The following is a 24843-nucleotide window of genomic DNA, read 5'->3' on the forward strand; positions in this document are numbered from 1 at the left end:
GGTGAGATTTACCATATGGGGGGCAGGGTGAAGGTAGCGCTGTTGCAACTGAACTACATCGTCGGCGATCTAAGCGGAAATGCCGAGCGCATCCGTTCAGCGGTTGAGGCAGTGGCGGCGGCGGGAGCAGAGTTGGCCATCACCTCCGAGCTGGCGTTGCTGGGATATCCACCCCGCGATTTGTTGCTCTATCCGGCCCTGGTCGAGAGGGCAAGCCAGGTTTTGCAGCACTTGGCCAGCCGGTTACAGGCCAGCATTCCGGTAGTCGTGGGATCCGTGCAGCCCAATCCTCTGCCTGAGGGTCGGCCCCTTTACAATGCTGCTGCCTGGCTGGAGGGGGGCCAGATCCGCCATTGGTTCCAGAAGTCGCTCTTGCCCACCTACGATGTCTTCGACGAAGATCGCTATTTTGAGCCGGGATCCCAGCCCCAACCCATCGAGTACCGTGGCCGCCGCCTGGGCTTTACCATTTGTGAAGACATTTGGAACGACCGCGACTTTTGGCAGCACCGCCGCTACCACTGGGATCCGGTGGAAGAGATGGCCCGCTGCGGTGCCGACCTGCTGATTAACCTCTCGGCTTCCCCCTTCAGCCTAGGCAAACAGAAGTTGCGGGTGGAGATGCTGGGCTCCCTGGCCCGCAAGCACGCCCTGCCCATTCTCTACGTCAATCAGGTGGGGGGCAATGATGATTTGATCTTCGATGGGGCCAGTTGCGCCCTAGATCGCTGGGGTCGGGTTGTGGCCCAAGCGGCTGCCTTTCAGCCGGATCAGCTCATCCTGGATGTGGACGAGTTGACCCAGTCTCCCAACCCAGACCAGAATCCACCGACTACGGGATCCCGCTGGCCGACCGAGCCGGAAGCTGAGCTGTACGAGGCGTTGGTTTTGGGCACCCGCGATTACGTCAGCAAATGTGGCTTTCGCGAGGTGCTATTGGGCCTGTCGGGGGGGATCGACTCTGCCGTCACTGCTGTGATTGCTGCCGATGCCTTGGGGCCGGAGCGGGTGCTGGGGGTGCTCATGCCCTCTCCCTATTCCAGCCCTGGCAGCCTGACCGACGCCTACCAACTGGCGCAAAACCTGGGGATCCCTACCCTGAAGCTGCCGATTCAGTCCATCATGGAGAGCTACCACCAGCTTTTGGCAGAGCCCTTTGCCGGCCTCCCCCCAGACATCACGGAAGAAAACCTGCAATCTCGCATTCGCGGCACCCTCCTCATGGCCCTTTCCAACAAGTTCGGGCGGCTGCTGCTGACCACAGGCAACAAATCAGAGCTAGCAGTGGGCTACTGCACCATTTACGGGGATATGTCCGGCGGCCTGGCGGTGATTTCCGATGTGCCCAAGACCTGGGTGTACCGCTTGGCTCGCTGGATCAACCGACAGCAGGAGCGGATCCCGCTTGCTACTCTGACCAAGCCCCCCTCAGCGGAATTGCGACCCGGCCAACAAGATAGCGACAGCTTGCCCCCCTACGATTTGCTGGACAAGATCCTGCAGCGGCACATCGAGCAGCATCAATCCAGCCCCGAGTTGGTGGCTCAAGGGTTCGATCCCGACACGGTGCAGCAGGTGCTGCGGCTGGTTCAGAATGCCGAGTTCAAGCGACACCAAGCTCCCCCTGGGCTGCGCATTACCGATCGCGCCTTCGGCACCGGCTGGCGGATGCCAATCGCCAAGCGTCAAGAAGGGATCATGTGACATACTCCCGCACTCATGCTAACGCAAAGCGCTCCGCGCCGCTAAAGCGAAAGAGTGCGGGCTTCTCAGTGACTCCTGTGAAGGACGTTTCCTGAGCTTTGAGAACGGGATGCCCCACCGCTCTGTATTTGATGTTTATCGCCGCGTTGTGGTCTCGGCCTAGTTCCAGTCCACAATGCGGGCAAGAATGCCATCTGTCTCGAATGGTTTTCGGTACTTTTTGACCGCACTGAGAACAGTCTTGGCTCGTGCCTCTTGGATCCACTGCAATCGCCCTCAGCCCAGCTCTTTCAGCCTTGACTGCGAGAATTTGCAGGAATTGCCCCCACCCAGCGTCATAGATGGATTTCGCTAGTCGGGTTCTCGCAATACCTTTGGTGTTGAGCGCCTCATACGCAATATGCTTCCCTTTGCTTACTAGCTTCTTGGCTACTTTGTAGTGGAAATCTTTACGCTGATTGGCCACCTTGAGGTGTGCCTTAGCCACTCGCCTTAAGGCTTTCTTGCGGCGGTTTGACCCTTTCTGCTTGCGGGATAATGACCGCTGCAGCCTCTCCAGCCGCTTTTGGGCGCGGCGGTAGTACTGGGGCACTGGGACGGACTCCCCTGTATCGGTCACCAAAAAGGAGTCCAGCCCCATGTCGATCCCTATCGTGTTCTCCAGTGTTGCAGGCTCAAACTCGGGGACGGACGCATCTTGCAGGCTTAATGTCACATACCACCCATCAGCCTTACGGGTGATGGTGGCAGTCTTGATAACAAACCCGTCAGGCAACGGACGGTGCTGAATCAGCTTAATTGCTCCGATTTTGGGCAGATGAATAAACTTCCCTTGAATGCAGTCCTGTTTTACCTGGGGAAAGGTGAAGGAACGATACCGGCCCGCCCCTTTGAATCTCGGCCTTCCTGCCCTCTTGCCGTTACGGTCGCCTTTCAGCCAGCGGTCGAATGCTTTGTGCACCCGCTCTATGCAGTTTTGCAGGACTTGCGAATGGATTGCTTGGTATTCGGGGAACCTTGCTTTGGTATTCACCAAGTCTCGTTTTTGGGAGTAGACATCCGGCCTGTCTTTCAGCTCAGGCAAATGACAGATTAAGGGGCAGGCGTTTATATTACAGCGGTTTTGTTCCCACCAGTTAAGCCGCTCTGCCAACCGATAGTTGTACTGCTTGCGCAACAGCTCCAGCCATTGCTCCATCAGGACAACTTGACTGGGCGTAGGCCGTAGGCGGTACTGATAGGCAGTCCTCATCTTAAGCGTACTCAGAAACCGCTACACTGATTATAGCGCCAGCAGGGATTAGCGACCATGAAGCATGATTTTGTTTCCAGCGGCAGAGCTGTATCTGATTTGAAGGCACACTTGGTCTTAACCACCAAGTACCGTCGCAAGGTATTTACCAGCGAAATGCTGCAGCGATTACATGAAGTTATGTATGACCTTTGCCAAAAGTGGGGTTGCAAACTTATTGAGTTCAACGGCGAGGCAGACCATGTTCATCTGCTGTTCCAGTACTACCCGCAGGTGGATCTGTCCAAATTGGTAAACAACATCAAATCCGTCTCTAGTCGCAGGATGAGAAGCGAGTTTGCGGATTACATCAGCAAGATATACCGGAAAAATGTGCTGTGGAATGAATCTTATTTCATCGCTTCATGTGGTGGGGTAACAGTCTCGGCATTGAGCCAGTACATTGAAAGCCAAGGTACTCCCGCCTCTCATCCCGACCCAAGCGCTCCGCGCCGCTAGCGCGTTCGCTTCAGCGGGCCGTAGGCCATACGTCCTACGGACAGAGGGCGGGGCTTCTCGGCGGTTTAGCTAATGGAACTAGTGGGATACCCTCACACCAGCTCCTCCCTCAGAGGGAGAAAGGGAAAGATTCGGCGCTGTCGGAATTGCTTGGAGTAGTTGGTGCCCGCTCAAGCCTTGTTGCCATTCAGAACGGCTACAACTGGTGCAGTCACGCTTCCTGCTCAATACCCTGCTCAATACAATAAAGGGCCTGCAAGCCAGCAGACCCAAGGAAAAGCCAAAAGGCGGTAAGTTGAGGTCTCTTAGATCAGGCCCAGCCAGGAAGCAACGCCTTGGCCCGTCACCGCTTCGATGACAATGGCCAACACAAAGCCAATCATGGCAGCCCGACCGTTGAGGCGCTCGGCATACTCGTTAAAGCCAAACTTGGGCTCAGACAAATTGGGATTAGACATGAGAACCTCCAGGGTAAATGGGAACGACAGGGAGTGGGATCCGTAAAGAACGAAAACGAGAACGGCACTTGACCTTCAGTATAGTTTGCATTTCTTCATGATCGCAAGCAAGGTGGTCACCCGCTGCCGATGGCGGCGATGATCTGCCGCGCCAGGGGAATGGCCGCCTCATAGGCTTTGCCCTGATGCAGGTGCAGCACCAGCGTCCAGTTGGGATCCGGCAGGGGCCAAAAGGCCAGCAACCAGGCTTGAAAATCTTCTGCCCAGAGAATTGGTCGTCCTCGTCGTTGAGGATTGAGGATGGTGCCAGACTTGGCTGCCACTGGGATCCCTTCTGGGGCAATGCCGCGACAGGTGCCCGCTGTTGCCGCCAGGCTCATGCCAGCATGGAGAGCCTCCCAAATCCAAGCCGGTAAAGAGAAAGCGGGCAGAGAGACCTCGCCAGAAAGGGGTACACCTCGGCGGGCAATCACGCCCCCATAAACCAACAGCTCCCAGGGATCCACCGGCCCAGCCAGACCAGTCGCCAAGAGCGGAGCCGGAGTTGTATTCTGCGCACTCTCTAGGCCGAAGCGCCGCAGCCACTCCACCAGGGTATTGGCCCCCAGCTCCCAGCCCAACTGGTAAAAATGCACGTTGCAAGAGTGGGCCAGGGCCTGGCGCAAGTTCAAAGCCCCATGGCCGCGGGGATCCCAGCAGGGTAGGCGGCCCAACCCCAGTTGCGGCGGCGGATCCCACCAACCCGGACAGTGGATCAAGCGCTCCCCAGAGCTGATCCCAGTCTGCAGAGCAGCAGCGGCAACGGCGCATTTGACGGTTGAGCCAGGGCTGGCCTTGATCGAAGCCTGCTCCGGCTGCCAAACCCTTGTTAAACGACCGGTGTTCAGGTTGAGGACGGCGGCAAAATCGCGCGGATGGGGCAGCCCTGCAGATTTCCCCTGCAAGCCCCAGGTCAAAGCAGAACCCAACAGCCAGGCTCCACAGGTGCGACGGTTCATCTGCTGTTGGCCCCGAAAACCCAGCCAGACAAAAGCGGATCCCTGTTACAAAAATTCGGAAATCGCAGCCTTCTCACGGACTAGGGTAATCTGAGTTCAGGTCAATGGAGATAACCCTCATGGCAATTCAGCGTGGTGCCAAAGTCCGTGTGCTGCGGAAAGAATCCTACTGGTACCGGGATGTGGGAACGGTTGCGGCGGTGGATACCAGCGGCATTCTTTACCCGGTGATCGTTCGTTTCGACAAGATCAACTACTACAACATCAACACCAACAACTTCCGCGAAGATGAGCTGGAAGTGTTGGAAGCTCCCAAGGCCAAGGCCAAAGCCGCTCCGGCCAGCTAAACCAACAAGGGTTCTGATGCCGGGGACTGTGTTCTTGAGCAAGTCGTTCTGTGCCTGAACTGCCGGAAGTTGAAACAGTTCGGCAAGATTTGCAACGCCTCACCTTGGGGCCGCGGATACTTGCGGTGGAGGTGCTCCTGGCCCGCACCATTGCCTACCCTGCAGGGGAGATGTTTGGGCGGAGCTTGATTGGCACCCGTTTTACCCAGTGGCAGCGGCGAGGAAAGTATCTCCTGGGATCCCTGGATTCGAGAGCTGTTCTGGGCGTGCATCTGCGCATGACCGGGCAGTTGCTCTGGGTGCAGGGATCCACCCCTTTATCAGCTCACACTCGTGTTCGTTTGGCCTTCGAGGAAGGGTGGGACTTGCGCTTTGTGGATCAGCGCACCTTTGGCCAGATGTGGCTGGTGCCTGCCGGTGTTGAGCTGGAGGCGGTGATCCCCACCCTGCAGACTTTGGGGCCGGAGCCCTTTTCGCCAGCTTTTTCTGAGGCCTATTTCCAGGCTGCCCTGCAGAAGAGCCGCCGTCTTATTAAAACCGCGCTGCTGGATCAATCGCTGGTAGCCGGGGTGGGCAACATTTACGCCGACGAAGCCCTGTTTCTGAGCGGCATTCACCCTTTGACGCCAGCAGTTCAGCTTTCGGATGTGGCCAAGGCACGCCTGCGAGAAGCTTTGATCGAGGTGTTACGGGCCGGGCTGGAGCAGCGGGGCACCACCTTGCGGGATTACCGGGATCTGCGTGGGCTCAACGGCAACTATCAAGGGCAAGCGTGGGTGTACGGTCGGGAAGGGGATCCCTGTCGCCTCTGTGGCACCCCAATTCAGCGGATGAAGCTGGCAGGGCGTTCGGCCCACTTTTGCCCCCACTGCCAGCCGCAACAGAGCTAGTGGCGCTCCTCAAGATATGGGGGATCCCTGGGGAAATGGGCCAGAGCGGCTACCATCAGCAGTAGGAGGGGATCCCGGTGAAAACCATGGGATGGGCACGGCTCCAACCTGTAAAGCCCTTGATGAGGGGAAGTCGCCTCTGGTCGGGAGCGCTGTTGGCGCTGGGGATCCCGACGGCTGCGGCCTTTGCCCAACTGGAGTTGGATGCCCAACTGGGCCGATCCCAAATTGTTTTTCCCAGCAAAGATTGCCCCGCCTGCAACCTAACGGGGGCAGAACTGCCGGGAGCTGACCTCAGTGGGGCCAACCTGAAAGAAGCGATCCTCAGACAGGCCAATCTCCAAGCTGCCGACCTCTCCCAAGCAATCCTCAATCTGGCCGATTTGAGAGGGGCCAATCTGAGTGGCTCAGCTCAGGCAGGGGCTTTCTTGTGGGAAGCCGATCTGGCGCAGGCCAACCTGCAGCAGACAGATCTGACGGGTGCCAATCTGCAGGTGGCCAACTTAAGCGGGGCCGACTTGCGTCGAGCCATCCTCACCGGCGCCGACCTCACAGGGGCCAAGTTACACAATGCCGATCTGCGGGGGGCCGACCTGCGAGGCGCTTTTCTGGAGGGGGCAGACCTGACGGGCGCCCTGTACAACGCCCAAACCCGACTGGATCCCGCCTTCAACCCTAGTGCTTGGGGCATGGTCTTGGTGAAGCCATAACCCCCCTCTCCCCAAGGGAGAGGGGCTGGGGGTGAGGGCGCTTTATTTGGGATCCCCCCTTGGGCAGATTAAAACCAGCACCCCCTCGGCTGGGATCCCCTGCCATGACTTCCCCTGTCCGCGTTCTCATTGCCGACGATCATCCCCTCTTTCGGTTGGGGCTGAAGTTTGCCCTGCAAGCCCAAGGATTTGAGGTGGTGGCCGAAGCCGAGACGGGATCCCAGGCCGTCCACCATTGTCGCAGTTGCCCCATCGACGTAGCCATTTTGGATGTGCGCATGCCGGATGGGGATGGGATCGCCGCCTGCCAGCACATCACCGAGCTGGGCCTGCCGGTGGTGGTGGTGATGATGACCACCTTTCAGGAGCCGGGTCTGATTGAGGCAGCCCGCCGCGCCGGGGCCAAAGGCTACCTTTCCAAAGAGACCGACCCGGCGGAATTGGCCCGCGTCATCCGTCAGATTTTGTCCAACCCCGAACGAGACTGGCTGCCTGCCCGACAGGAGCTGCCCAAGCTCACCCCCCGCGAGCTGTGTGTGCTGCAACTGATGAAAGAGGGCTTGGCCAACAAACAGATTGCCCGCCGTTTGGGCCTGAGCATCGAAACCGTCAAAGAATATGCCAGCACCGCCTACCGCAAGCTGGATGCTAGCGACCGTGTCACCGCCCTGCTCAAGGCGCAGCAACTGGGGATCTTGTGAATTGGAGAAAGGGCTTGGGGATTCCCCCCAGAGGTGGGGATTTGCGGCGGCCATGATCACCGCCATACTGTTGCTAGCTTGGCATCTTGACAGGGATCCCCTGGGTGCCGCCTTCCCCTTCACGTTGTCCGAGATACGGTATGTCTGCTCCTTCCACGCTGCTGCTCAAGCTCACCCTGCGCTTGCTCGCCTCTTTGAAAGCACGGGTGGATCGGCGCAAGATTCGAGAGCGGGGCTTTGTCCTGCCGGTTGCCATTTTGATCGTGCTGGTCTTGAGCTTGGTGACGGTAGGCCTCCTGACCCGCTCTACCCAGCGCACCATCCAAACCCAGGTGGAACGGGCGGAGCTGACCATCAGCCGGCAACTGAATGCTGCCATCGACCGAGCCAGGGCCAAGATCGACAACCTCATTCGGGATCGCCGCCTGCCCAACAGTGCCCCCACCGATGCCCAATTTACCTCTGCCCTGACCAACGATGGCACGGCGGTGCCTGCAGAGCCCTCGGATCCCTATACCCTTCCCGATGAGCGGCGCTTTTTGCTGAACTACAACGCCCTTGTTCCGGATCCCCAGAATCCGAGCCGGAGAATTGAAGTGCAGCGGCAAGCCCCAGTCTGGTGGTTCTTGGTGGATACCGACAACAACGGGATCGACGACTCCGTTACCGCCTACACCATCCTGTACAACCGCCGAGCGCCGGTTACGGGGCAAAGGAACCTCCAGGGCTTTGAGGAAAACATTTCCGATACTGAGCGGGCGCGGCGGCTGGTGGTGCGCGGTGGGCCCCTCCAGGGTTCGGCCTTGGCGGGGTGTACCGATTCTCCGGCTGAACAGACGGTCAACCCCAACGTGGGGGACTGGTTCCAGGTGGGCTCATCTTTGCAAAAGCCCTTTCAGGTCTATGCAGTTACTCTTCCCATTGAGGGGGCCGACTCCACCACCCGCGCCGTTTCGGCTTTGCAATTTCAGCAAGATCGGCGGCGGGATCTGCTGAACAAGTGGGGAATTTTCAACCGCGGCGACGTGGAGTTTTTCTTTACTCCTGGCTACAACTGGAACGGTGCTATCTACGCAGGCGGTAGCCTTTTCTTCCGGAACACTGCCAACAACTTGTTCCGGGCTTTCACCATCAGCTCGGAGCAGTCTTGCTTCTACACGCCGCCGGAAAACTCGGAAATTACAGCCTATGGAGAGCTGGTGGCAGGGGCCATTGGCTTCGCCGGACAGGAGGCGAGCGATACATTGATCTTTGATGCCCACCCTGGGGTGGCGGATGTGCCGCCAAGTGTGCCGCTTCCCCGCCTGAATAACCTCAATTTCGATTCAGTTCAGAACTCGGCAGCCCCCGAAATGGTAGCTCTGGATCCGCTGGAGCTACAGCTTTTTGGCCGCATTCGCACCCGCGGAACCTACGCCCAGGATCTAGAGGGATGGTCAGTCTCTCCAATTAATGTCAGGCGGAATTCAAAGAGTGGCCCACCAGGACGAGTTCAAGCAGGCGGCTTTCAGTCAACGAAAGACCAAGTCTGCCCCCCCTACGTGGACGATGTTTACCGGGCCGACAACCGCTTTGGCCCCAAGGCCAGCTATGACCGTCCACCGGTCGAACCTGACCTGCAGAGGGGCTGCGACGTGGACACCTTTGCTCAGAGGTTTGGTGTCGGTGCCGGTAGCCCGATTCCTGCTAATGCCAGGAACAACCAGAATGAGTCTTTGACCGAGGACAACCCACCCCCAGGCGCCCTTTCCGAGGTGGGCTTGGATGGCTATTGGGAGCGGCGGGCCCGTGTGGAGGGCTTGCGGGTGATCGTGGGCCAGCGGCTGGAGCTAACCCGCACCGATTCTTTGCCTTTGCCTCTGGTGCCCACCGGGAATGCGGATGATCCCACCAAGCTGCAGGCCATTTTCATCAGCAACGAGGCGCGGCAACGGCTAACCCTGCGAGATAACCCAGCGGCGGTGCAGGCCACTGCCGTTTACCACTACAGCGACCAAGATGGGCGCTTCCCCATTGCCTGCTTGGCCACGGTAGCCCACCCCGGCTCTCCCTGGAGCTTGCAGCGGGCTTCCACCTTCCCTACCGGCGACCAGCGCACTCAACTGGGCATCAACTTCTTTACTGGAGAGGGCACCAACGTTTGGGAGTATGACCCCGAGCCGATGCGGAAGCAACTGCGGCCTGGCACTCCTTTGTGGACAGCGCTCACCAACCTGGCCAATTTTGCCGGCGATCCTGACGGGGCCTATCCACCCAAACAGGAGCCAGGCCGCATTCACCCGGATCCGTTTATTACGGCCTTTGGCAACTTCTCGGAGCTGCGGCGGGTTATTGATATCGTCAACCGAGGCACCTCTGTTGACCAACTGAGCCTAGCTGACCAAACCACCCTGCAAACGGCAGGCTGCATGGTGGGCATGTTGGCGGACAACATCCTGCGCATTGAGGCGGCTGCCACTGCCAGCAATCCCATAGCCGAAATCCTCCGGGATGACATCCAAGCCAGCCGAGCTGGGGACCGAGAAGCGGCCAACCGGTTTTATCTGCCGCTGCGCTACATCTTCCCCCAGCAGACCTTCCACCACAGCGTGCCCCCCAACCCCAACGATCCCCTTGAAGATGAGCGGAGGCAGGCCTACCCCTTCCTACAGGGGCCAGTAACCTATCAAGCCGTGGTGGATCTGGAATCCATGAGGCTGAGGCCCCGGGCCACCATTGACCAGTGGACTTTGCCCCGTGCCACCGCCAACTGCCCCAATAACACTGCTGGCCCCAACAGCAACCAGTTTGAGCTGATTCGGATTGGCAACCAGTGCCATCGCGTGCCCTTCAAAGATTCCGTCTTCTACGATGGCCGCGAGGCGATGGCGGTGCGGGCCCTCAACATCGACCTGGCCCTGCTGACCAACAACGTCAACGGACAGGCCAGGGGGTTGATTAACGGGGACACTTGGCTGCCTGCCGGCATTGGCGAGAACCGAGAAGGAGGGATTTTCTACGCCTTCCGGGAAGATGCCGTGCGGGAAGATGCCATTGCCCGCCCACCCTTGGGCATTTTTAATAACTACCTAACCAGCTGGCGCAACGCAAACGCCCGCGGCACTTTGGGCAGCGCTGGCGTTATGAACGCCGGTCAGCCAGGTCGCGGCACGGCCAATGGCCAAACGGTCTGGGATCCCCCTGTTTCCGAGCAAGGTCTCAGCCCCAAACCGGTGGACTACTATGCCGATCCGGATCGGCGGCCCTACGGCTTCCGGCTGCGCAACGGGGCGGTGCTGGCCCGCGGCGGGTTCAACCCTGATGACGCGATTTTTGGCCTCTCCTTCATTTCCGACAACCCCGTTTACATCCAAGGGGACTTTAACCTGCACCAGACGAGGAACGGGCAGCGGCTGGAGGAGTTCAAAACTCTCCTCAATTTCGGAGCAGACGGCCTCTACAGCAACTTCTACGGGCGGCCGCGATTATTATTCAATAATGTCAATGAAGACCGGCGCTTTGCTCGGGTGGCGGAGGATCTTTGGCGGCCCAGCGAGGTCTTGGGCGACTCGGTGAACATTCTCTCTGCCGATTTCTGCGATGGCAGTATCGACGACGGCTTTGTGCAGGATGCTACGCTCAACGGCGGCGGCAGCAGCTTTGTGGCTGACCGGAACTACCAGGGCAGCCCACAACGAGCCTCGGCTCCTCGCCGCAACGAACACTACGGCTGCAGCGGGCCAAACCTAGGAGCCAACACTTCTTTCCTCAACCAAGCGCTGGTGATCCGGGGCAACAACTGGCCGGCTCCGAATCCCAACAGAGATGGTGCTGGGGTTCTGCGCTTCGACAACACCAACGGGGCGCAGAATTTGGGCAACCACGTGCGGCGGCCAGGCTGGCCGGAGGTCTTCGCCCGCGACACCATCTTTGCCCGCCGCGACAGTGCCGACCCGAGCTCAAATAACGCTGACAGGACAGCAGGGCTTGGCGTGCCAGAAGTGCGGCTCTTGCGCGCACCCGATGCGGGCTATGCCAACTTTGGCACCCGCATTTCGGCTTTGGGCAACCCGGTGCTGGACACCTCCCGCTGGCTGTTGATAGCTCCCCTTCAGTCCTGCAAACAGCCTGAAGGGGGTGGTGGCCTGTTGGCCGAGTACTACAACGGCTGGATAACCAGCCCGCAGAACCAGTACAACCGCAACACAGGGTTTGGGGACACCGGAGCCATAGGCCCCCTGCCTTCGAGCGCCCAAGAGGCCAACCTGCCCTACCTGCGGGCAGTGCGCTGGCCGGATCCAACCTACCCTGTTCAAGATTGGCAGATTGGCTCCTTCATGAGGGAGGAGGCTCAGGGAGGGCCAACCTGCAACACCTCAGGCGGCTGGAGCAGCCCACCCGGCTCGCGATGGGCCTGTATTCGCGATGCTTTAAAAACCGATGGTTCCGGTATTTCCGGCTGGGATCCCCCTAGAAATCCACCTGGAAAAGGCTTTGCCTTCTGGGAAGACGGTGGCCATCCCGATCTCCCGCCTTGGGGTGGGTTCTACTACCTGTTTGCCGACCAGAACTACCTGAACACCAACTCCCCCTTCCTCTGGCCCTTTGGCTGGGACGGCTGGCCTTTGTGGAATACTCAACCCAACTTTCCCAAGGCTGACTTTTTGTGGATGCCAAGATGCAGTGAGCCGGATATGAATCCGCCTCAACTTCCCGCTGATGCTCCAGACATAGACAGGGGCAACATAGGCTTCTGGCGCTCCTGCTGGCGGCGCAGAGACGGATCATGGGGAAGTGGCAACAACCTCGGCAACGACTTTTTTGTGGTGCGCTGGGTAGGGGAGCTGTATCCCCGTTGGCCAGGTGTTGCCACCTACAACCTCAACACCGACGATGGGGGCCGACTCATCATCCGCAGGAACCCCAACTACACTCCTAACCCAGATGAGGAAGAGCCAGCTTTTAGAGGCTTCTATCGCAATGCGGGCACTCGTCTAGAAGAGCTGTCGGAGGATGAGGCTGTTGGTGTCGAAGCCTGGTGGGATGGCGGCAATAACCACGTGAGCTTCCGGCTGGAGCTGCAGTGCGTTACCGACTACACTCGGCCTTCTCCCTACTTGGTGGAGATCCAAACCTACGAGAACATGGGCAATGCCTTCGTCCGCTTTACAACCCAGGGAGATGGGCAGCCGCTGGAAAACTATGACCTTCGCTACCTGAAGCCGCTGAAGCCGGTCAACCAACCTTGCCAGCCGGATCAGACTAAACCTCTGGCACCCAACCAGCAGTACTGCGCAGCCCCCCTTAACTGCGATCCCATCTGGACAGACTGGACTCCTGCATGTAAAACCAACATCTGTCAGCAAACCACTATTAAACAAACCAGAACTGCCACCTTGCCTGCCGGTTGCCCTGGCACTCCGCCGTCGGAAACTCGGACGATCACCTGCTACCCTCAGTACAACTACGGGAAATGGTCGGACTGGACGCCTCAGTGTACCCAGCAGCAGCAGTGTAGCGGCACCAGCATCACCCAAACCCGCACCCGCACAGTAACGCCGCTTTGTACCAGCCAAAGCCCCTTCACCGAAAAAGAAACCCGAGCCTTTACCTGCCAGCCTCCGGGGGCTACCTGCACCGACACAGGCTGGACTCCTCAGTGTACGGTGGCCAACGGCGGCCAGACAATAACTCAGAGCCGCACCGTGACCTGCACCTCAAGCTGCGGAACCACTACTTCTACAGAAACCCGGACATTTCCTTGCCCGCAGACCTGCAACTACAACTGGGGCCCTTGGTCACCGGCCAGTTGCGATGAGGTCATCAACCAGATCGCCTGCGGCACAACCAAAACCTTTACCCAAACCCGGACGGGCACCCTCATCGCCAGCACCAGCAGCCCCACCTGCTCGCCCACCACAACGGGGACACAAAATTTGACCTGTCGAGGGCGTCCCTGCGGGCCGAGCACCTTTGCCCCAGAAACTCCTTCCAAGAGCCCCTTGGGCGAGTGGATGGCAGCCAAGCCCAACACGGTGGATCTGCGCCCCGTCTGGGAAATCCAAGCGGATCCGGAGCCGGAGACCATCAGCGTGAATACGGTGGCCGCGGCTCCTGCTGAAGGCGTAACCATTGCCCTGCAGCCGCAGCTTTCGCCGGTGCTGGAGGTGAAAGCCGGGGTGCCCAAGCCACCCAAGTGGCCCAACCCTGCCGAGGCTCTGCAGGCGGCCTTCAATTGGATGTTTGGCGAACCGGCCTATGCTGCCCGCGAGGGCTTGGTGAGAGGTGGCGTTCTCTCCGAGATCGTTTCTCAACCCAACCGCGAGCCCGGCATCCGCCCGGCTATCAAGGGAGAGGCTCTAGAAGACCCGTTTACAAAGGGAACCGACCTCTGGGCCCGAGCGCTGAGGCGCAAATTACTTAGGGAAGATCTGACGGTGGGCTGCCCCTCGGAGGAGGAAGGCCCAGATTCCAAAGGCGGCTTCTGGGTGCCCGGAGTGTTTCGCCCCAACTTCAACACCACCTTCAAGTACACCGCCTACACCGGTGACAGCCGCCCCAGCACGTTGCGCATCAAAGACTGGAACGGAGACGGCCAACTGAACTTCTGGGACAAAAACGGCAACGGCGTTCGCAACGCCGACGAGCCTTGGGATGTACTGGATCGGGATCCGCTGTTTGCGGAGAAGAATCCTGCCAATCCCAATAAACTGCTGGTTCAGCCCCAGATGGCGTTGAACCCCTATGCTTGGGTAAACGAAGGTGACACTCAGAACTACTCCCCAAGCTCCAACTATCGTGGCGGTTACTACATTGACACCAAGGGGAGCGAAGATATCCGCAATGGCCTGTGCTTCTACGTCAGGGTGGGCTCCGACTCGGGCACCAAGAGGGTTCAAATCCAGATTGATCGCAACGGTTCCACAATGACCGACAGCGACTTCACCAACGACACCGCCGCTTTTGCTTGGGTGGATGTGGAGCCGTTCACCCTGGACCTGAACAAGACTCCCACTGGCTTTGCCGGCGAAAACCCGGTGCTGGGGGTAATCCTGGATGAGGTGACCCGTCGGCCCATTCCCATTCCCCGCTTCCAAGAGCTGGCTTCAACCGATGTGAACCAGCGCCGCCGCAACGACGATGGCAGCCAAAACCGGCAGCTGCAGCCGGCCAGGGAAACGCGGGTGAATGCCATTGCCATCAGCGGCACCCTGCCCTCGCGGCTAGACCAAACTGCCGGCGGCATGCACAACTTCCTGCGCCTCAACGAGCTGTGGAGAAATACCAACCTCTTCTTCAGCGGCTCGATGATCCAGCTCAACTACAGCACCTATGCCACCGGCCCCTTCCTGCAGCAGAGCTTTGAGCCGCCCAACTTGGTTACGGGCTCGGCCCTCACGCGCGGCTACGACTACTACTTCCCGCCCAATCGCCGCTTCGGCTACGATGTGGGCCTGCAAATTGCCCGTCGTCCCAGCGCGGTGTCGGCTCGCTTCCAATTCCCCTCCAATGCCCGCACTGAGTTCTTGCGGGAGTTGGATCCTCAGGATCCGTATGTGCGGCGGCTGCGCTGCGAGCTGCAAGCTCAGCCAGATGTGCCCCTGCAGGCGGCTGCTCGGATTGGAGGCTGCAACGAATTCAACTGATATTGACTTCCCATGCCAGGGGTAGATTCAAGGTAGGCAGATCTGGGCGAGCGCTGGAGGGGATATGAAAAGGTGGCGGCTTTTGCGGCAGCAATTGGAAGCAGAAGGCTTCACGCTCATTGAGGTCTTGGCCTCGGTGGTCATCGTGGCTTTGGCCATGGCCGCTCTTGCTCCTGCTCTCACCCTGATCGCCTACCGGCGGGCCATGACGGAGCGGATAGAAGTGGCCAATCAACTGGCCCGGGCTGAGGTGGATCGCATCCGCACCCTGGTTGACCTGGAGCTGGCCGCTAACCGAAGCGCCTTCCAGGACCCAGCTCAGTTGGCTCGTCTGCCCAGGATTGGAGCAAGCCCCTTGCGCAATACACCGCCCCCTGCCGATATGGACAACCCCGGCCCCAACTACTCCATTCGCCTGGCCGAAGTGCGGTTGCCGGGGCGAAACCCCGAGGTCTATGTCATCCAAACCTTTCGGGATAGGGGCGGGGAATGCATTGACCGACGCAACAACACCGTCATCTCAGGGGTTCCCTGCAGCTTTATGATGGGAGTCAGGGTCTACCACCGCTTTTCCTTCAACCCAACCACTCGACAGGCTCTTCCTGGCCTGCGCACTGAGACGGTCTCCGCCAATCAGAACTTGGCCAATGCCGATGTGTGGCTCTTTCCCATGGCCAGCTCGATTGTAGAAGTCAACCTGGCCGCCAATTTGGGGGATGTTTGCCGGGCCATTTTGGCCGATGTTCAAGCTAGGGGTGGGATCCCGACCAACAACTGCAATGCCTTCCCGCTGCCCAGCCCAAGCCCTACCTCGCTTTGAAGCGACGGGTAAGCTCCTCCTGCAGGCTCACAAAAAGGTGGTGTTCTCCTATGTTCAAGGTTTTTCGCCACAGGGTTTACCAGAGTGCGGGGTTTACCCTCATCGAGCTTTTGGTGTCGCTGGTGGTAGCCTCGATCTTTCTGCTGGCCACCGGCATGATCGTTATCGAAACCATGCGGGTGGATCGGGAAGAGACAGGGCGCACCCAGGTGCAGGCGGAGCTGACCCAGGCCATGCAGTATATCCAGCAGGATCTGGCAGAGGCGCTTTACATCTACAACGATGCGGAACAGCCCAACGGAGACGGAACGCCAGATCTCATCCAAAGGCTTTACACTCCTGGATGGATTCGCCGCCCCGATGGTGCCGTTCCGGTTGTCGCTTTTTGGAAGCTGAATCCGATCCCACGCGATTGCTATCAAGGCCCTCCGGCGTTGCAACAAATCCGAGAAGGCCGAGTAACTTTGAAGGAAAGACCTTCAGGCATTTCCCAATCTGATTGGGAAAACATTCGCAGCCGCCGCAACATCTACACCTTGGTTGTGTATTACTTGCAGCGCAACTACAACAACGCCGGTAACCCAGACGGCAGCACCCCCTGGGAGGGTAATGCGCGCATTGCTAGGTTTGAGTTGCAACCTCTTAATGACACATGCACTGAGCGCAGCCGATTTTTTGTCGAGGATCCGGATCCCTTCCGGGAAGGCTTTCTGGTTTGGCCCTCTGAGCAAGCTAGGGCTCGCCAAACTCCCATTGCTGGGGCAGGCAATCAAGGTAATCGACTGGTAACTCTGGTCTCCAACATCTTCAGCAGCCGGCAGGGCAGCCCGCAGGTTGCCCCCCCTTGCCCAGAAGGCTACGCCTTGGGAGGGGGCCTGCCCAATGGAGTCACTTTCTCAGGCTTGGGAGTCAATCAAAACGACGTGGGCTTCCATGTTTGCGTCCGGCGCAGCGCCGCCGCCAGCCTTCCCCAAGATGTGATTGTTACCATCACGGCAACGGCTATGGAGCGATCCAATCCCGGCCTGTTCCGGCGCTACATCCAAGATGCCACCAGCGTTGATGTGGAGCAGGTGTCGCGGTATCTGACGACAATGCAAACTCAGGTGTTGGCCCGTGGTGTGTTTAATCGTCAAGCCTAGTCAAGCCCATATGACTTGCCCAGAGGGGGGATCCCTACCTATGTTGGCCTCGATGAGCAGATTCAGACGGACTGCACCTGCCCAGACGAAGGGCTTTACCCTAGTAGAAGTCTTGGCAGTCATCGTCATCATCGGCATCATGGCTGGGCTGGCGGTTCCTTCTGGGATCAATATCTGGGCGCGGATCCAGCTTGATGATGCGCAAAACAAGGTAGAGCGGGCCTTACGCACTGCTCGCACCAATGCCAGGGCTTCTCTCTTGGGCCGAGCTTGGGTGGTTGGGGTGGACAATTCGGAGCCGAATGTACCGACTCTGGTTATTCAAGATGAGCAGGGCCTTTGCGATGAACCCACCCCCTGTCAGCGGCTACGCCTGAACAATTTTGTAACTGTAGCCAACACCTTCAATGACAGAAGGGCGGTTTTTGAATCCGATGGCCGGGCCCGTCAACTGGGTCGCTTTGTAGTCAGCAGCACCTACTCTCAGGGAGAAAACCGCTGTGTGGTGGTAAGCACCTTAATCGGTACCATTCTCAAGGACAACAACCCTGAGTGTGGCAGCGTGGTAGAGGGAGAATAGTTGGGGTAGGATGGTCGGACTGCCGCCCTCACCCCCGGCCCCTCTCCCAAAGGGAGAGGAGGGTTTGGGGGGCTGGTAATGCTGTAGGTTCCTTCTATGCTCACGGCCTCCCCACCGCTTGTTTTTCCCTGGCAAACTCGTCAGCCTGCTTTGCTGGTGCTGGCGGATGGCACTTCCTTTGCCGGTTGGTCTTTTGGGGCGCCGGGCACGGCGGTGGGCGAGGTGGTGTTTAACACGGGCATGACCGGCTACCAGGAGGTGATCACCGACCCTAGCTACCGGGGGCAGATGGTTACCTTCACCTGTCCGGAGCTGGGAAATACCGGAGTCAATGAGCTGGACGAAGAATCGGCTCGGCCCCAAGTCGCGGGGGTGATTGCCCGCAATGTATCGCGCTTGGCCAGCTCCTGGCGGGCTACATCCACCCTCCCCGAATACCTGCAACGATATGGGATCCCGGCCATTGCCGGGGTGGACACGCGGGCTTTGGCGCGGCGGCTGCGCTCTCAGGGGGTGATGAACGGGGCCCTTTCCACGGAGACTTTGGATCCCCAGGTTTTGTTGGAGCGGGTGCGCCAGGCTCCTTCCATGCAGGGGTTGAGCCTGGTGGCAGAGGTTACCACTCCTCAACCCTACGAGTGGCTGGAACCTACCCCCGCCGACTGGGACTATGGGCGCAGCCAAGGGATCCCGATCCCGGAGCCGCCCCTGCGGGTGGTGGCCCTGGATTTTGGCGTTAAGCGCAACATTCTGCGCCGCCTTACCCGCTATGGCTGTCGGGTGATGGTGTTGCCGGCCAATGCCAGCCCGGAGCAGATTTTGAGTTACAACCCCGATGGGATCTTCCTCTCGAATGGGCCAGGGGATCCGGCGGCAGAGACCACGGCCATCCGCACCACGCAAGCGCTGCTGCAAACCGGGAAGCCCCTATTTGGGATCTGCCTGGGCCATCAGATTCTCAGTTTGGCCCTAGGGGGATCCACCTACAAGCTCAAGTTTGGCCACCGCGGCCTCAACCACCCTTGCGGGTTGGAGAAGCAAGTGGAGATCACCAGCCAGAACCACGGATTTGCGGTGGATGCCGCTTCGATCCCTGCCGATGGGGTGGTAATCACCTACCTCAACTTGAATGACCACACCGTAGCCGGGATCCGCCACCGTCACCTGCCCCTGTTTTCCGTGCAGTATCACCCGGAAGCCAGCCCCGGCCCCCACGACGCCGATCACCTCTTCCGCGAGTTCGTGGAGCTGATGCTGCAGCACCGCTCCCGTTAGCCTCACCCCCGGCTTTTTTCCCTCAGGGCCAGGGCGGCGCGGGCTTCTTCTCGGTCGTCGAAGTGAATCTTCTCGGTGCCCAGGATCTGGTAGTCCTCATGGCCTTTGCCGGCAATGACCACCGTATCCCCTGGCTGGGCTGCGAGGATGGCCAGGCGAATGGCCTGCCGCCGATCCACCTCCACCGCCCTGGGGGATCCAGGGATCCCGGCCAAAATATCCCGTAGGATCTGCTGGGGATCTTCGGTGCGGGGGTTGTCGGAGGTAACGATCACCTGATCGGCCCAGGTGGCGGCAATGCGGCCCATCTGCGGTCGTTTGCCCCGATCCCGATCCCCCCCACAGCCAAAGACACAGATAAGCTGACCTTGCACCTGGGAGCGCAGGGCCTTGAGCAGGTTTTCCAGCCCGTCGGGGGTGTGGGCATAGTCCACAACTACCGCGATATCCTGCCCCGGCAGGGTCACCCGCTCCATCCGCCCCGGTACGCCCGGAAAGTGGGGCAGGGCCGACTGGATGATCTCGACAGGGATCCCCAAGTGCAGGGCTACCCCCACCGCCGCCAGCAGGTTGGCCAGGTTGAAGGATCCCACCAGGGGGGCTGCCACGGCAAAGGCGCCAGAGGGGGTGTGGAGCGTCGCCTGTAAGCCGCTGGGGTGCAATTGAACGTTGCTGGGCCAGAGGCCGGGGATCCCCTGCAGGGGCTGCAGAGAATAGGCCCAGGGATCCAAAGAGGGTTGGATGGCCTGCAAAAGCCGCCGTCCCCCGGCATCGTCGGCGTTGATCACCGCCCGCCCTTGGAGATACTCCTGTCGGAAGAGGGTGGCTTTGGCCTGCCAGTAGTTCTCCATGCTGCCGTGGAAATCCAGGTGATCCTGGGTAAGGTTGGTCCAGACGGCAGCGGCAAAGGAACATCCCCACACCCGATCTTGAGCGAGAGCATGGGAGCTCACCTCCATCACCGCCACCTCCGCCCCGGCTCTCTGGGCTTCCCTGAGGCTGCGCTGCAGTTCAGGCGGAAAAAGGGTGGTGTGGGGAGCAACTTCGCTGTGGCCCGGCCAGCGGTTGTACAGAGTGCCCAGCAAAGCGGTGGAGCGACCGGCAGCCTGCACCAAATGTTCAATGAGATGGGTGGTGGTGGTTTTGCCGTTGGTGCCCGTTACCCCCACCAAGGTCAGTTGGCGGGCGGGAAAACCATAGAAAGCTGCCGCCACCTGGGCCACGGCCTTGGGGAGAGCCTCGCGCGGCATAAGCAGGATAGGCTGCTGCGACAGCAACTCCTGAGAAGACAAGCTCTCCCACGCCTCCTGGGAGATCAGGGCGGCCACCGCCCCTGCCGCCAGGGCTTGGGCCACGAAGCAACCCCCATCCACGCGGGATCCCGGCATCCCCAAGAAGAGATCCCCCGGCTGTACCTGGCGAGAGTCGGCACAGAGGCCCCAGACCTGCACCCCCTCCAGGGATCCCTGGGCCAATCGGGGCTGGATCCCGGCTTGGTGGAGCAATTTGGACAAAGTGATCCCAGCAGTTTCCATCGTTGCCACTCCCCACAGCTTTGCCGGTTAGGGTAGCGGCCAGGGATTGCCGCCGTCAAATTAGGCCAGGGCTTCCTCCAGCTTTTGCTTGGCCCACAGAGAAGCGTAGAGGCCCTTCTCGTCCGCCAGCAATTCGGCATGGGATCCCTTCTGCACGAGGCGGCCCCTGTCCATCACCCAAATCTGATCGGCCTCCACCGCAGCCGTAAGGCGATGGGTGATGAAGATCACCGTTTTCTGGGCCGTGACCCGACGCAGATGGCGAAGAATGGCCTGAGCCGTCTGATTGTCCACGCTGGAGAGAGAGTCATCCAGGATCAAGATGGGAGCATCCACCAGCAAAGCCCGGGCCAAGGCCACCCGCTGTCGCTGGCCACCGGAGAGGGTGATGCCCCGCTCTCCCACCAGAGTGTCGTAGCCGTTGGGGAAGTTGAGGATCTCGGCGTGGATGTGGGCGGCTTTGGCAGCCCATTCCACCTCCCAATCTTCGGCATCTGGCTTGCCGTAGCGAATGTTGTCCCGAACCGTGGCGCTGAACAGGAAGCTCTCCTGGGGCACATAGGCGATGGCCCGGCGCAGGGATCCCAGTTGAATCTGGGTGATATCCTGCCCATCCAAAAACAGTTGCCCCGGCTGGATCTCCAGCAGCCGAGGAAGGGCATTGGCCAGAGTGGACTTGCCCGCCCCAATCGGCCCCACCACCGCCACCATCTGGCCCGGTTCTATGCAAAAGTGCAAATCCTCTAGAGCCGGAGCTGCCGCAGGGCCGGCGAAGGCAAACGCGAGACCTCTGGCCTCGATGCGGCCCTGCACCTTTTCCAGAGACAACGGCAAAGCGCCTGGGGCGTCTCGGATGGTGGGTTCTACCCCCAACAGAGCATCGATCCGCTCCAAGCTGACCTGCCCCCGCTGGTAGGCCGTGATGGTGAAGCCCAGCAGGGCGGTGGGAAATACCAACCGTTCCACGTAGAGGGTGAGGGCCGAAAAATCCCCGATGGTCAGCGTCCCGGCTGCAATTTGCGGCCCCCCCACCGCCAGCAGCAGCAACAAGCTTAGGCTGACCAGCGCCACCAAAGAAGGGAAAAGCAAGTTGCGGGTGAGGGCCAAGCGCAAATTGGCCTGCAGCAGCCGCTGGTTCTGGCGGCGAAACTCCCGCTGCTCGTGCTGTTCCTGGCTGTACACCTTGATCAGGGCAATGCCGTTCAGGTCCTCTTGAATGAGATCGCTCAGATCCGCCAACTCCTGCTGCACCTGGAGCTGCTCCTGCTGCAGGCGGTTGCTGCTCAACTTCACCAGCACCAACATCACCGGAAACACCGACAGCGCCAAGGTGCTCAGACGGGGCTCGATGCCAAACATGGCGGGCAAGGTGGTGGCATAGGCAAAGATCGTGTTGGCCAAATTGAGTAGGGCGAACCCCAACAGGCGGCGGATGTTTTCCACATCGCTGGTGATGCAGGTGAGAATGTCCCCGATGGTCTGCTGGGCAAAGTAGGAAGGCTGCAGGGTGAGCAAATGCTCGAAGATGGCTTGCTTGAGGTGAAACTCCACCTGCCGTCCCACCCCAAACATCCACACCCGCGAGGCAATGCGAATGCCCATCATCAGGCTGGAGACGACCAGCACCGTCAAGGCGTAAAGGGCAATGCGCCGGGCCGACAAAGTGGCCAGGTTCTGGCTGAGGTCATCGATGACCAGCTTGACGTACCAGGGCAGGAACACCCCCAGGCCATTGACCAAGAGCAGGGATCCAATGCCCAACCCCACCTGTCGTCGATAGGGGCGCAGATAATGGGCCAACTGTCGGAGATGGGATCCCGATCCGGTCACTCACTTGCTCCCTGCATCCTCTTCCACTCTAGCGCTCAGCCGGATCCCCCCGGTAGGGATCAGACCAGAACCTGAGCCGGGGCTTGCTGGGCCAGTTGCGCCGTTTCCCGCCGTGCCCAGGCATCTGCCTGCAAAATGTCCTCCAGGCTGGGATCGGCAATGACTTGATGCCGCTCACAAACCCGCTCCAAGAGACGGGGAATATCCAAAAAACGGATGCGCTCCTGCAAGAACAGGGCCACCGCCGCTTCGTTGGCCGCATTCAACACTGCCGGCAGCGTTCCCCCCCTCCGTCCAGCGGCATAGGCCAACTCCATGCAGGGGTACTTGCGGTGATCCGGAGCCTTAAAGGTGAGGGATCCCAGCTTGACCAAATCGAGGGGATCCCAGGGGGTGGCCAGGCGTTCCGGCCAACTGAGGCCGTAGAGGATGGGCAGGTGCATGTCCGGCCAGCCCAACTGGGCCAGAACCGAGGTATCGGCCAGCTCGATCAGGGAGTGGACAATGCTCTGCGGGTGGATGAGGATGTCGATGTGGTCGTAGTCCAGGCCGAAGAGCCAGTGGGCCTCGATCACCTCCAGGCCCTTGTTCATTAGGGTAGCCGAGTCGATGGTGATTTTGCGCCCCATCACCCAATTGGGATGCTTGAGGGCATCGGCCAGGGTGACCTGATCCAATTTTTCGGCAGGCCAATCCCGAAAGGCGCCACCCGAGGCAGTCAACAGGATTCTTCGCAGGGATCCCGCCGGCACCCCCTGTAAACACTGGAAAATGGCCGAATGCTCAGAGTCGACGGGGATCAGGTTCACCCCGTACTCGCGCACCAGGGGCAGCACCACCGGCCCCCCTGCCACCAGGGTTTCTTTGTTGGCCAGGGCAATGTCTTTGCCGGCACGGATGGCCGCCAGGGTTGGCAATAAACCGGCGCAGCCGACGATCCCCGTCACCACCCGCTGGGCCGCCGGGTGAGCCGCCACCTGACACAGCCCCTCCGTTCCGGCCACCAACTCCGGCAGCGGTCGGATCCCGGTCAGCAGCGACCGCAGCTCCGGCAGCAGCTCCTCCCGGCCAATGGCAACCATCTGGGGCCGAAACCGCCGTACCTGCTCGGCCAAGAGGGCGACGTTGCTGTAGCTGGTCAGGCCAACAACCTGAAAACGCTCTGGATACTGGGCCACCAAGTCCAGAGTTTGGGTGCCAATCGAGCCGGTGGAGCCGAGCAAGGTGATGGCTTGCATAAAGGATCCCTTTACCCGTGAAAGAGCGTGACGTCCTCCCAACGCAGACTTCCCCTCGCGCAACTTGCCCAAGGACTCCGTCCCGCTATTGCGAACGGCCCCACCTCGCGTTCGGGGATCCCTGCCTCACGCCCCTTCATCTTATTCTTATCTGGTTCTGATCTGGAATCTGTGTGCTCCCTCCGATCCCCGACAGCGGGATCCTATGCGGCTGTGGGGTCCGCGATGCCCCCCTTCCCCAGATTTTGGTTTCAAACCTTTCCCGACTGAGAACGCAGCCACTGGCTGAGCAGCGCCTCGATCAGCTCCGAAAGATCTTGATCCGATTCCAACAGGATGCGCTTCACGGCTCGGTGAGTCTCTTTGGGGATTTGACATACTCCCCTGCCTAAAGACAGGGGATTCTGGTTCCTGGTTCTGCGACAGCGCTTACCGTGTCAGGCTTCCCCTCCACGGCAGCGGCGCTCGTCTCCCCAGGCGTTCCCCCTTGCGGGGCGGTTCCCTTATGCCCTAAGGTACCGTTGTTCCACTCCTCACCCAACAACTCCAGCCCTTTGCGTAGGATGTTGACGGCCGCATTCTCATCCCGGTCAATCACCGTCCCACACCGCGGGCAGCGGTGGGTGCGAGTGGACAGCGTCTTCTTCACCCTGTGACCACACTGAGAGCAGTCCTGACTGGTGTACTGGGGCGGCACTGCCACCACCACCTTGTTGAAGACCTTCCCGTAGTAGTCGAGCCACCCGGTGAATAAACTCCAGCCGGCATCATGAATCGACTTGGCCAGGTGGTGATTCCGCACCAAGTTACGCACCTGCAAGTCCTCGTACGCCACGACGTCGTGAGACGCCACCACGCACCGGGCCAACTTGATGACCCAGTCTCTACGCTGGCGCTGAACCTTCAGGTGTACCTTGCCCAGCCGCTTCCGCTGCTTGTGGTAGTTCTTGGATTGAGGTTTGACTCCTCTCCGAAACTTCCGACTTAGCCTGCGTTGCTCTCGCTTCAACCTCCTTTCGGCACGACGCAAGAATTTTGGGCACTCTACCTTGTGGCCGTGGCTGTCGGTGTAGAAGTACGCCAAGCCCATATCCAGCCCCACCGCCTTGCCGGTGTACTCCGCCTGCTCGCGACGCTCCACGTCCAGGCAGAACTGGGCGTAGTAGCCATCAGCCCTGCGTATGACCCGCACCCGGTTGATTTTCAGGGTGAGGATGTCCCGCCGTGCCTCGCCGTTGCA

At 59.9% G+C, this 24843-nt stretch carries 18 protein-coding genes; 11 read left to right on the forward strand and 7 right to left on the reverse strand.

Annotated elements, in window-relative coordinates; all coding sequences use genetic code 11:
• The first annotated feature begins 15 nt into the window (after positions 1 to 15).
• Positions 16 to 1704 carry an NAD+ synthase gene (locus NW843_RS12030; RefSeq protein WP_414523054.1) on the forward strand — a complete coding sequence of 563 codons (1689 nt, stop codon included), beginning with the start codon at positions 16 to 18 and terminating at the stop codon, positions 1702 to 1704.
• A gap of 13 nt (positions 1705 to 1717) precedes the next feature.
• On the opposite strand, the gene NW843_RS12035 is transcribed toward NW843_RS12030, so the two are convergent.
• On the reverse strand, positions 1718 to 2956 hold the full coding sequence (locus tag NW843_RS12035; protein WP_414523055.1) for an RNA-guided endonuclease InsQ/TnpB family protein: 1239 nt from the start codon (positions 2954 to 2956) through the stop codon (positions 1718 to 1720).
• Positions 2957 to 3013: 57 nt separating this feature from the next.
• On the opposite strand from NW843_RS12035, the gene tnpA reads away from it, so the two are divergent.
• Positions 3014 to 3454 carry an IS200/IS605-like element ISSoc10 family transposase gene (gene tnpA / locus NW843_RS12040; RefSeq protein WP_011432180.1) on the forward strand — a complete coding sequence of 147 codons (441 nt, stop codon included), beginning with the start codon at positions 3014 to 3016 and terminating at the stop codon, positions 3452 to 3454.
• Positions 3455 to 3759: 305 nt separating this feature from the next.
• Here tnpA and NW843_RS12045 read toward each other — a convergent pair whose 3' ends face one another.
• The gene (locus NW843_RS12045; RefSeq protein ID WP_011429120.1) at positions 3760 to 3912 is read right to left on the reverse strand and encodes a chlorophyll a/b-binding protein; all 153 of its coding nucleotides are present in this window, start codon (positions 3910 to 3912) and stop codon (positions 3760 to 3762) included.
• A 116-nt stretch (positions 3913 to 4028) separates the two neighbouring features.
• The gene (locus NW843_RS12050) at positions 4029 to 4910 is read right to left on the reverse strand and encodes a penicillin-binding transpeptidase domain-containing protein (RefSeq protein WP_414523056.1); all 882 of its coding nucleotides are present in this window, start codon (positions 4908 to 4910) and stop codon (positions 4029 to 4031) included.
• Positions 4911 to 5029: 119 nt separating this feature from the next.
• Between NW843_RS12050 and NW843_RS12055 the strand changes: the two genes are divergently transcribed.
• The 9 genes from NW843_RS12055 to carA all read left to right on the forward strand — a co-directional run bounded on the left by NW843_RS12055 (position 5030) and on the right by carA (position 19000).
• Positions 5030 to 5257, forward strand: a complete 228-nt coding sequence (locus NW843_RS12055; protein WP_414329200.1) for a photosystem I reaction center subunit IV — start codon at positions 5030 to 5032, stop codon at positions 5255 to 5257.
• 50 nt (positions 5258 to 5307) lie between these two features.
• Entirely contained in the window at positions 5308 to 6147 is an 840-nt protein-coding gene (locus tag NW843_RS12060; protein ID WP_414389126.1) for a DNA-formamidopyrimidine glycosylase, read from the forward strand.
• A gap of 86 nt (positions 6148 to 6233) precedes the next feature.
• On the forward strand, positions 6234 to 6857 hold the full coding sequence (locus NW843_RS12065; RefSeq protein WP_414523067.1) for a pentapeptide repeat-containing protein: 624 nt from the start codon (positions 6234 to 6236) through the stop codon (positions 6855 to 6857).
• Between the two features lie 104 nt (positions 6858 to 6961).
• Positions 6962 to 7558: a response regulator gene (locus NW843_RS12070; RefSeq protein WP_414523057.1), complete on the forward strand. Its 597-nt coding sequence runs from the start codon at positions 6962 to 6964 to the stop codon at positions 7556 to 7558.
• Between the two features lie 140 nt (positions 7559 to 7698).
• Positions 7699 to 15183 (forward strand): hormogonium polysaccharide biosynthesis protein HpsA, encoded by a 7485-nt coding sequence (hpsA, locus tag NW843_RS12075; protein WP_414523058.1) that lies wholly within the window; start codon positions 7699 to 7701, stop codon positions 15181 to 15183.
• A 64-nt stretch (positions 15184 to 15247) separates the two neighbouring features.
• Entirely contained in the window at positions 15248 to 16003 is a 756-nt protein-coding gene (locus tag NW843_RS12080; RefSeq protein ID WP_414523059.1) for a prepilin-type N-terminal cleavage/methylation domain-containing protein, read from the forward strand.
• Between the two features lie 50 nt (positions 16004 to 16053).
• Positions 16054 to 17145 carry a type II secretion system protein J gene (locus NW843_RS12085; RefSeq protein WP_414523060.1) on the forward strand — a complete coding sequence of 364 codons (1092 nt, stop codon included), beginning with the start codon at positions 16054 to 16056 and terminating at the stop codon, positions 17143 to 17145.
• A gap of 52 nt (positions 17146 to 17197) precedes the next feature.
• The gene (locus tag NW843_RS12090; protein WP_414523061.1) at positions 17198 to 17725 is read left to right on the forward strand and encodes a Tfp pilus assembly protein FimT/FimU; all 528 of its coding nucleotides are present in this window, start codon (positions 17198 to 17200) and stop codon (positions 17723 to 17725) included.
• 96 nt (positions 17726 to 17821) lie between these two features.
• Complete coding sequence (carA, locus tag NW843_RS12095) at positions 17822 to 19000, forward strand: glutamine-hydrolyzing carbamoyl-phosphate synthase small subunit (protein WP_414523062.1); 1179 nt, start codon at positions 17822 to 17824, stop codon at positions 18998 to 19000.
• A 2-nt stretch (positions 19001 to 19002) separates the two neighbouring features.
• Here the strand turns inward: carA and NW843_RS12100 are convergent, their stop codons facing one another.
• The 4 genes from NW843_RS12100 to NW843_RS12115 form a co-directional block, all read right to left on the reverse strand.
• Complete coding sequence (locus tag NW843_RS12100; protein WP_414523063.1) at positions 19003 to 20535, reverse strand: UDP-N-acetylmuramoyl-L-alanyl-D-glutamate--2,6-diaminopimelate ligase; 1533 nt, start codon at positions 20533 to 20535, stop codon at positions 19003 to 19005.
• A 60-nt stretch (positions 20536 to 20595) separates the two neighbouring features.
• Positions 20596 to 22365 carry an ABC transporter ATP-binding protein gene (locus NW843_RS12105; protein ID WP_414523064.1) on the reverse strand — a complete coding sequence of 590 codons (1770 nt, stop codon included), beginning with the start codon at positions 22363 to 22365 and terminating at the stop codon, positions 20596 to 20598.
• Between the two features lie 59 nt (positions 22366 to 22424).
• Complete coding sequence (locus NW843_RS12110; RefSeq protein WP_414413936.1) at positions 22425 to 23603, reverse strand: 1-deoxy-D-xylulose-5-phosphate reductoisomerase; 1179 nt, start codon at positions 23601 to 23603, stop codon at positions 22425 to 22427.
• A 388-nt stretch (positions 23604 to 23991) separates the two neighbouring features.
• On the reverse strand, positions 23992 to 24843 hold an 852-nt coding region (locus NW843_RS12115; protein WP_414523065.1), incomplete at its 5' end, for an RNA-guided endonuclease InsQ/TnpB family protein.

The organism is Synechococcus sp. R5-12 (genome assembly GCF_047502655.1).
Lineage (GTDB): Bacteria > Cyanobacteriota > Cyanobacteriia > Thermostichales > Thermostichaceae > Thermostichus.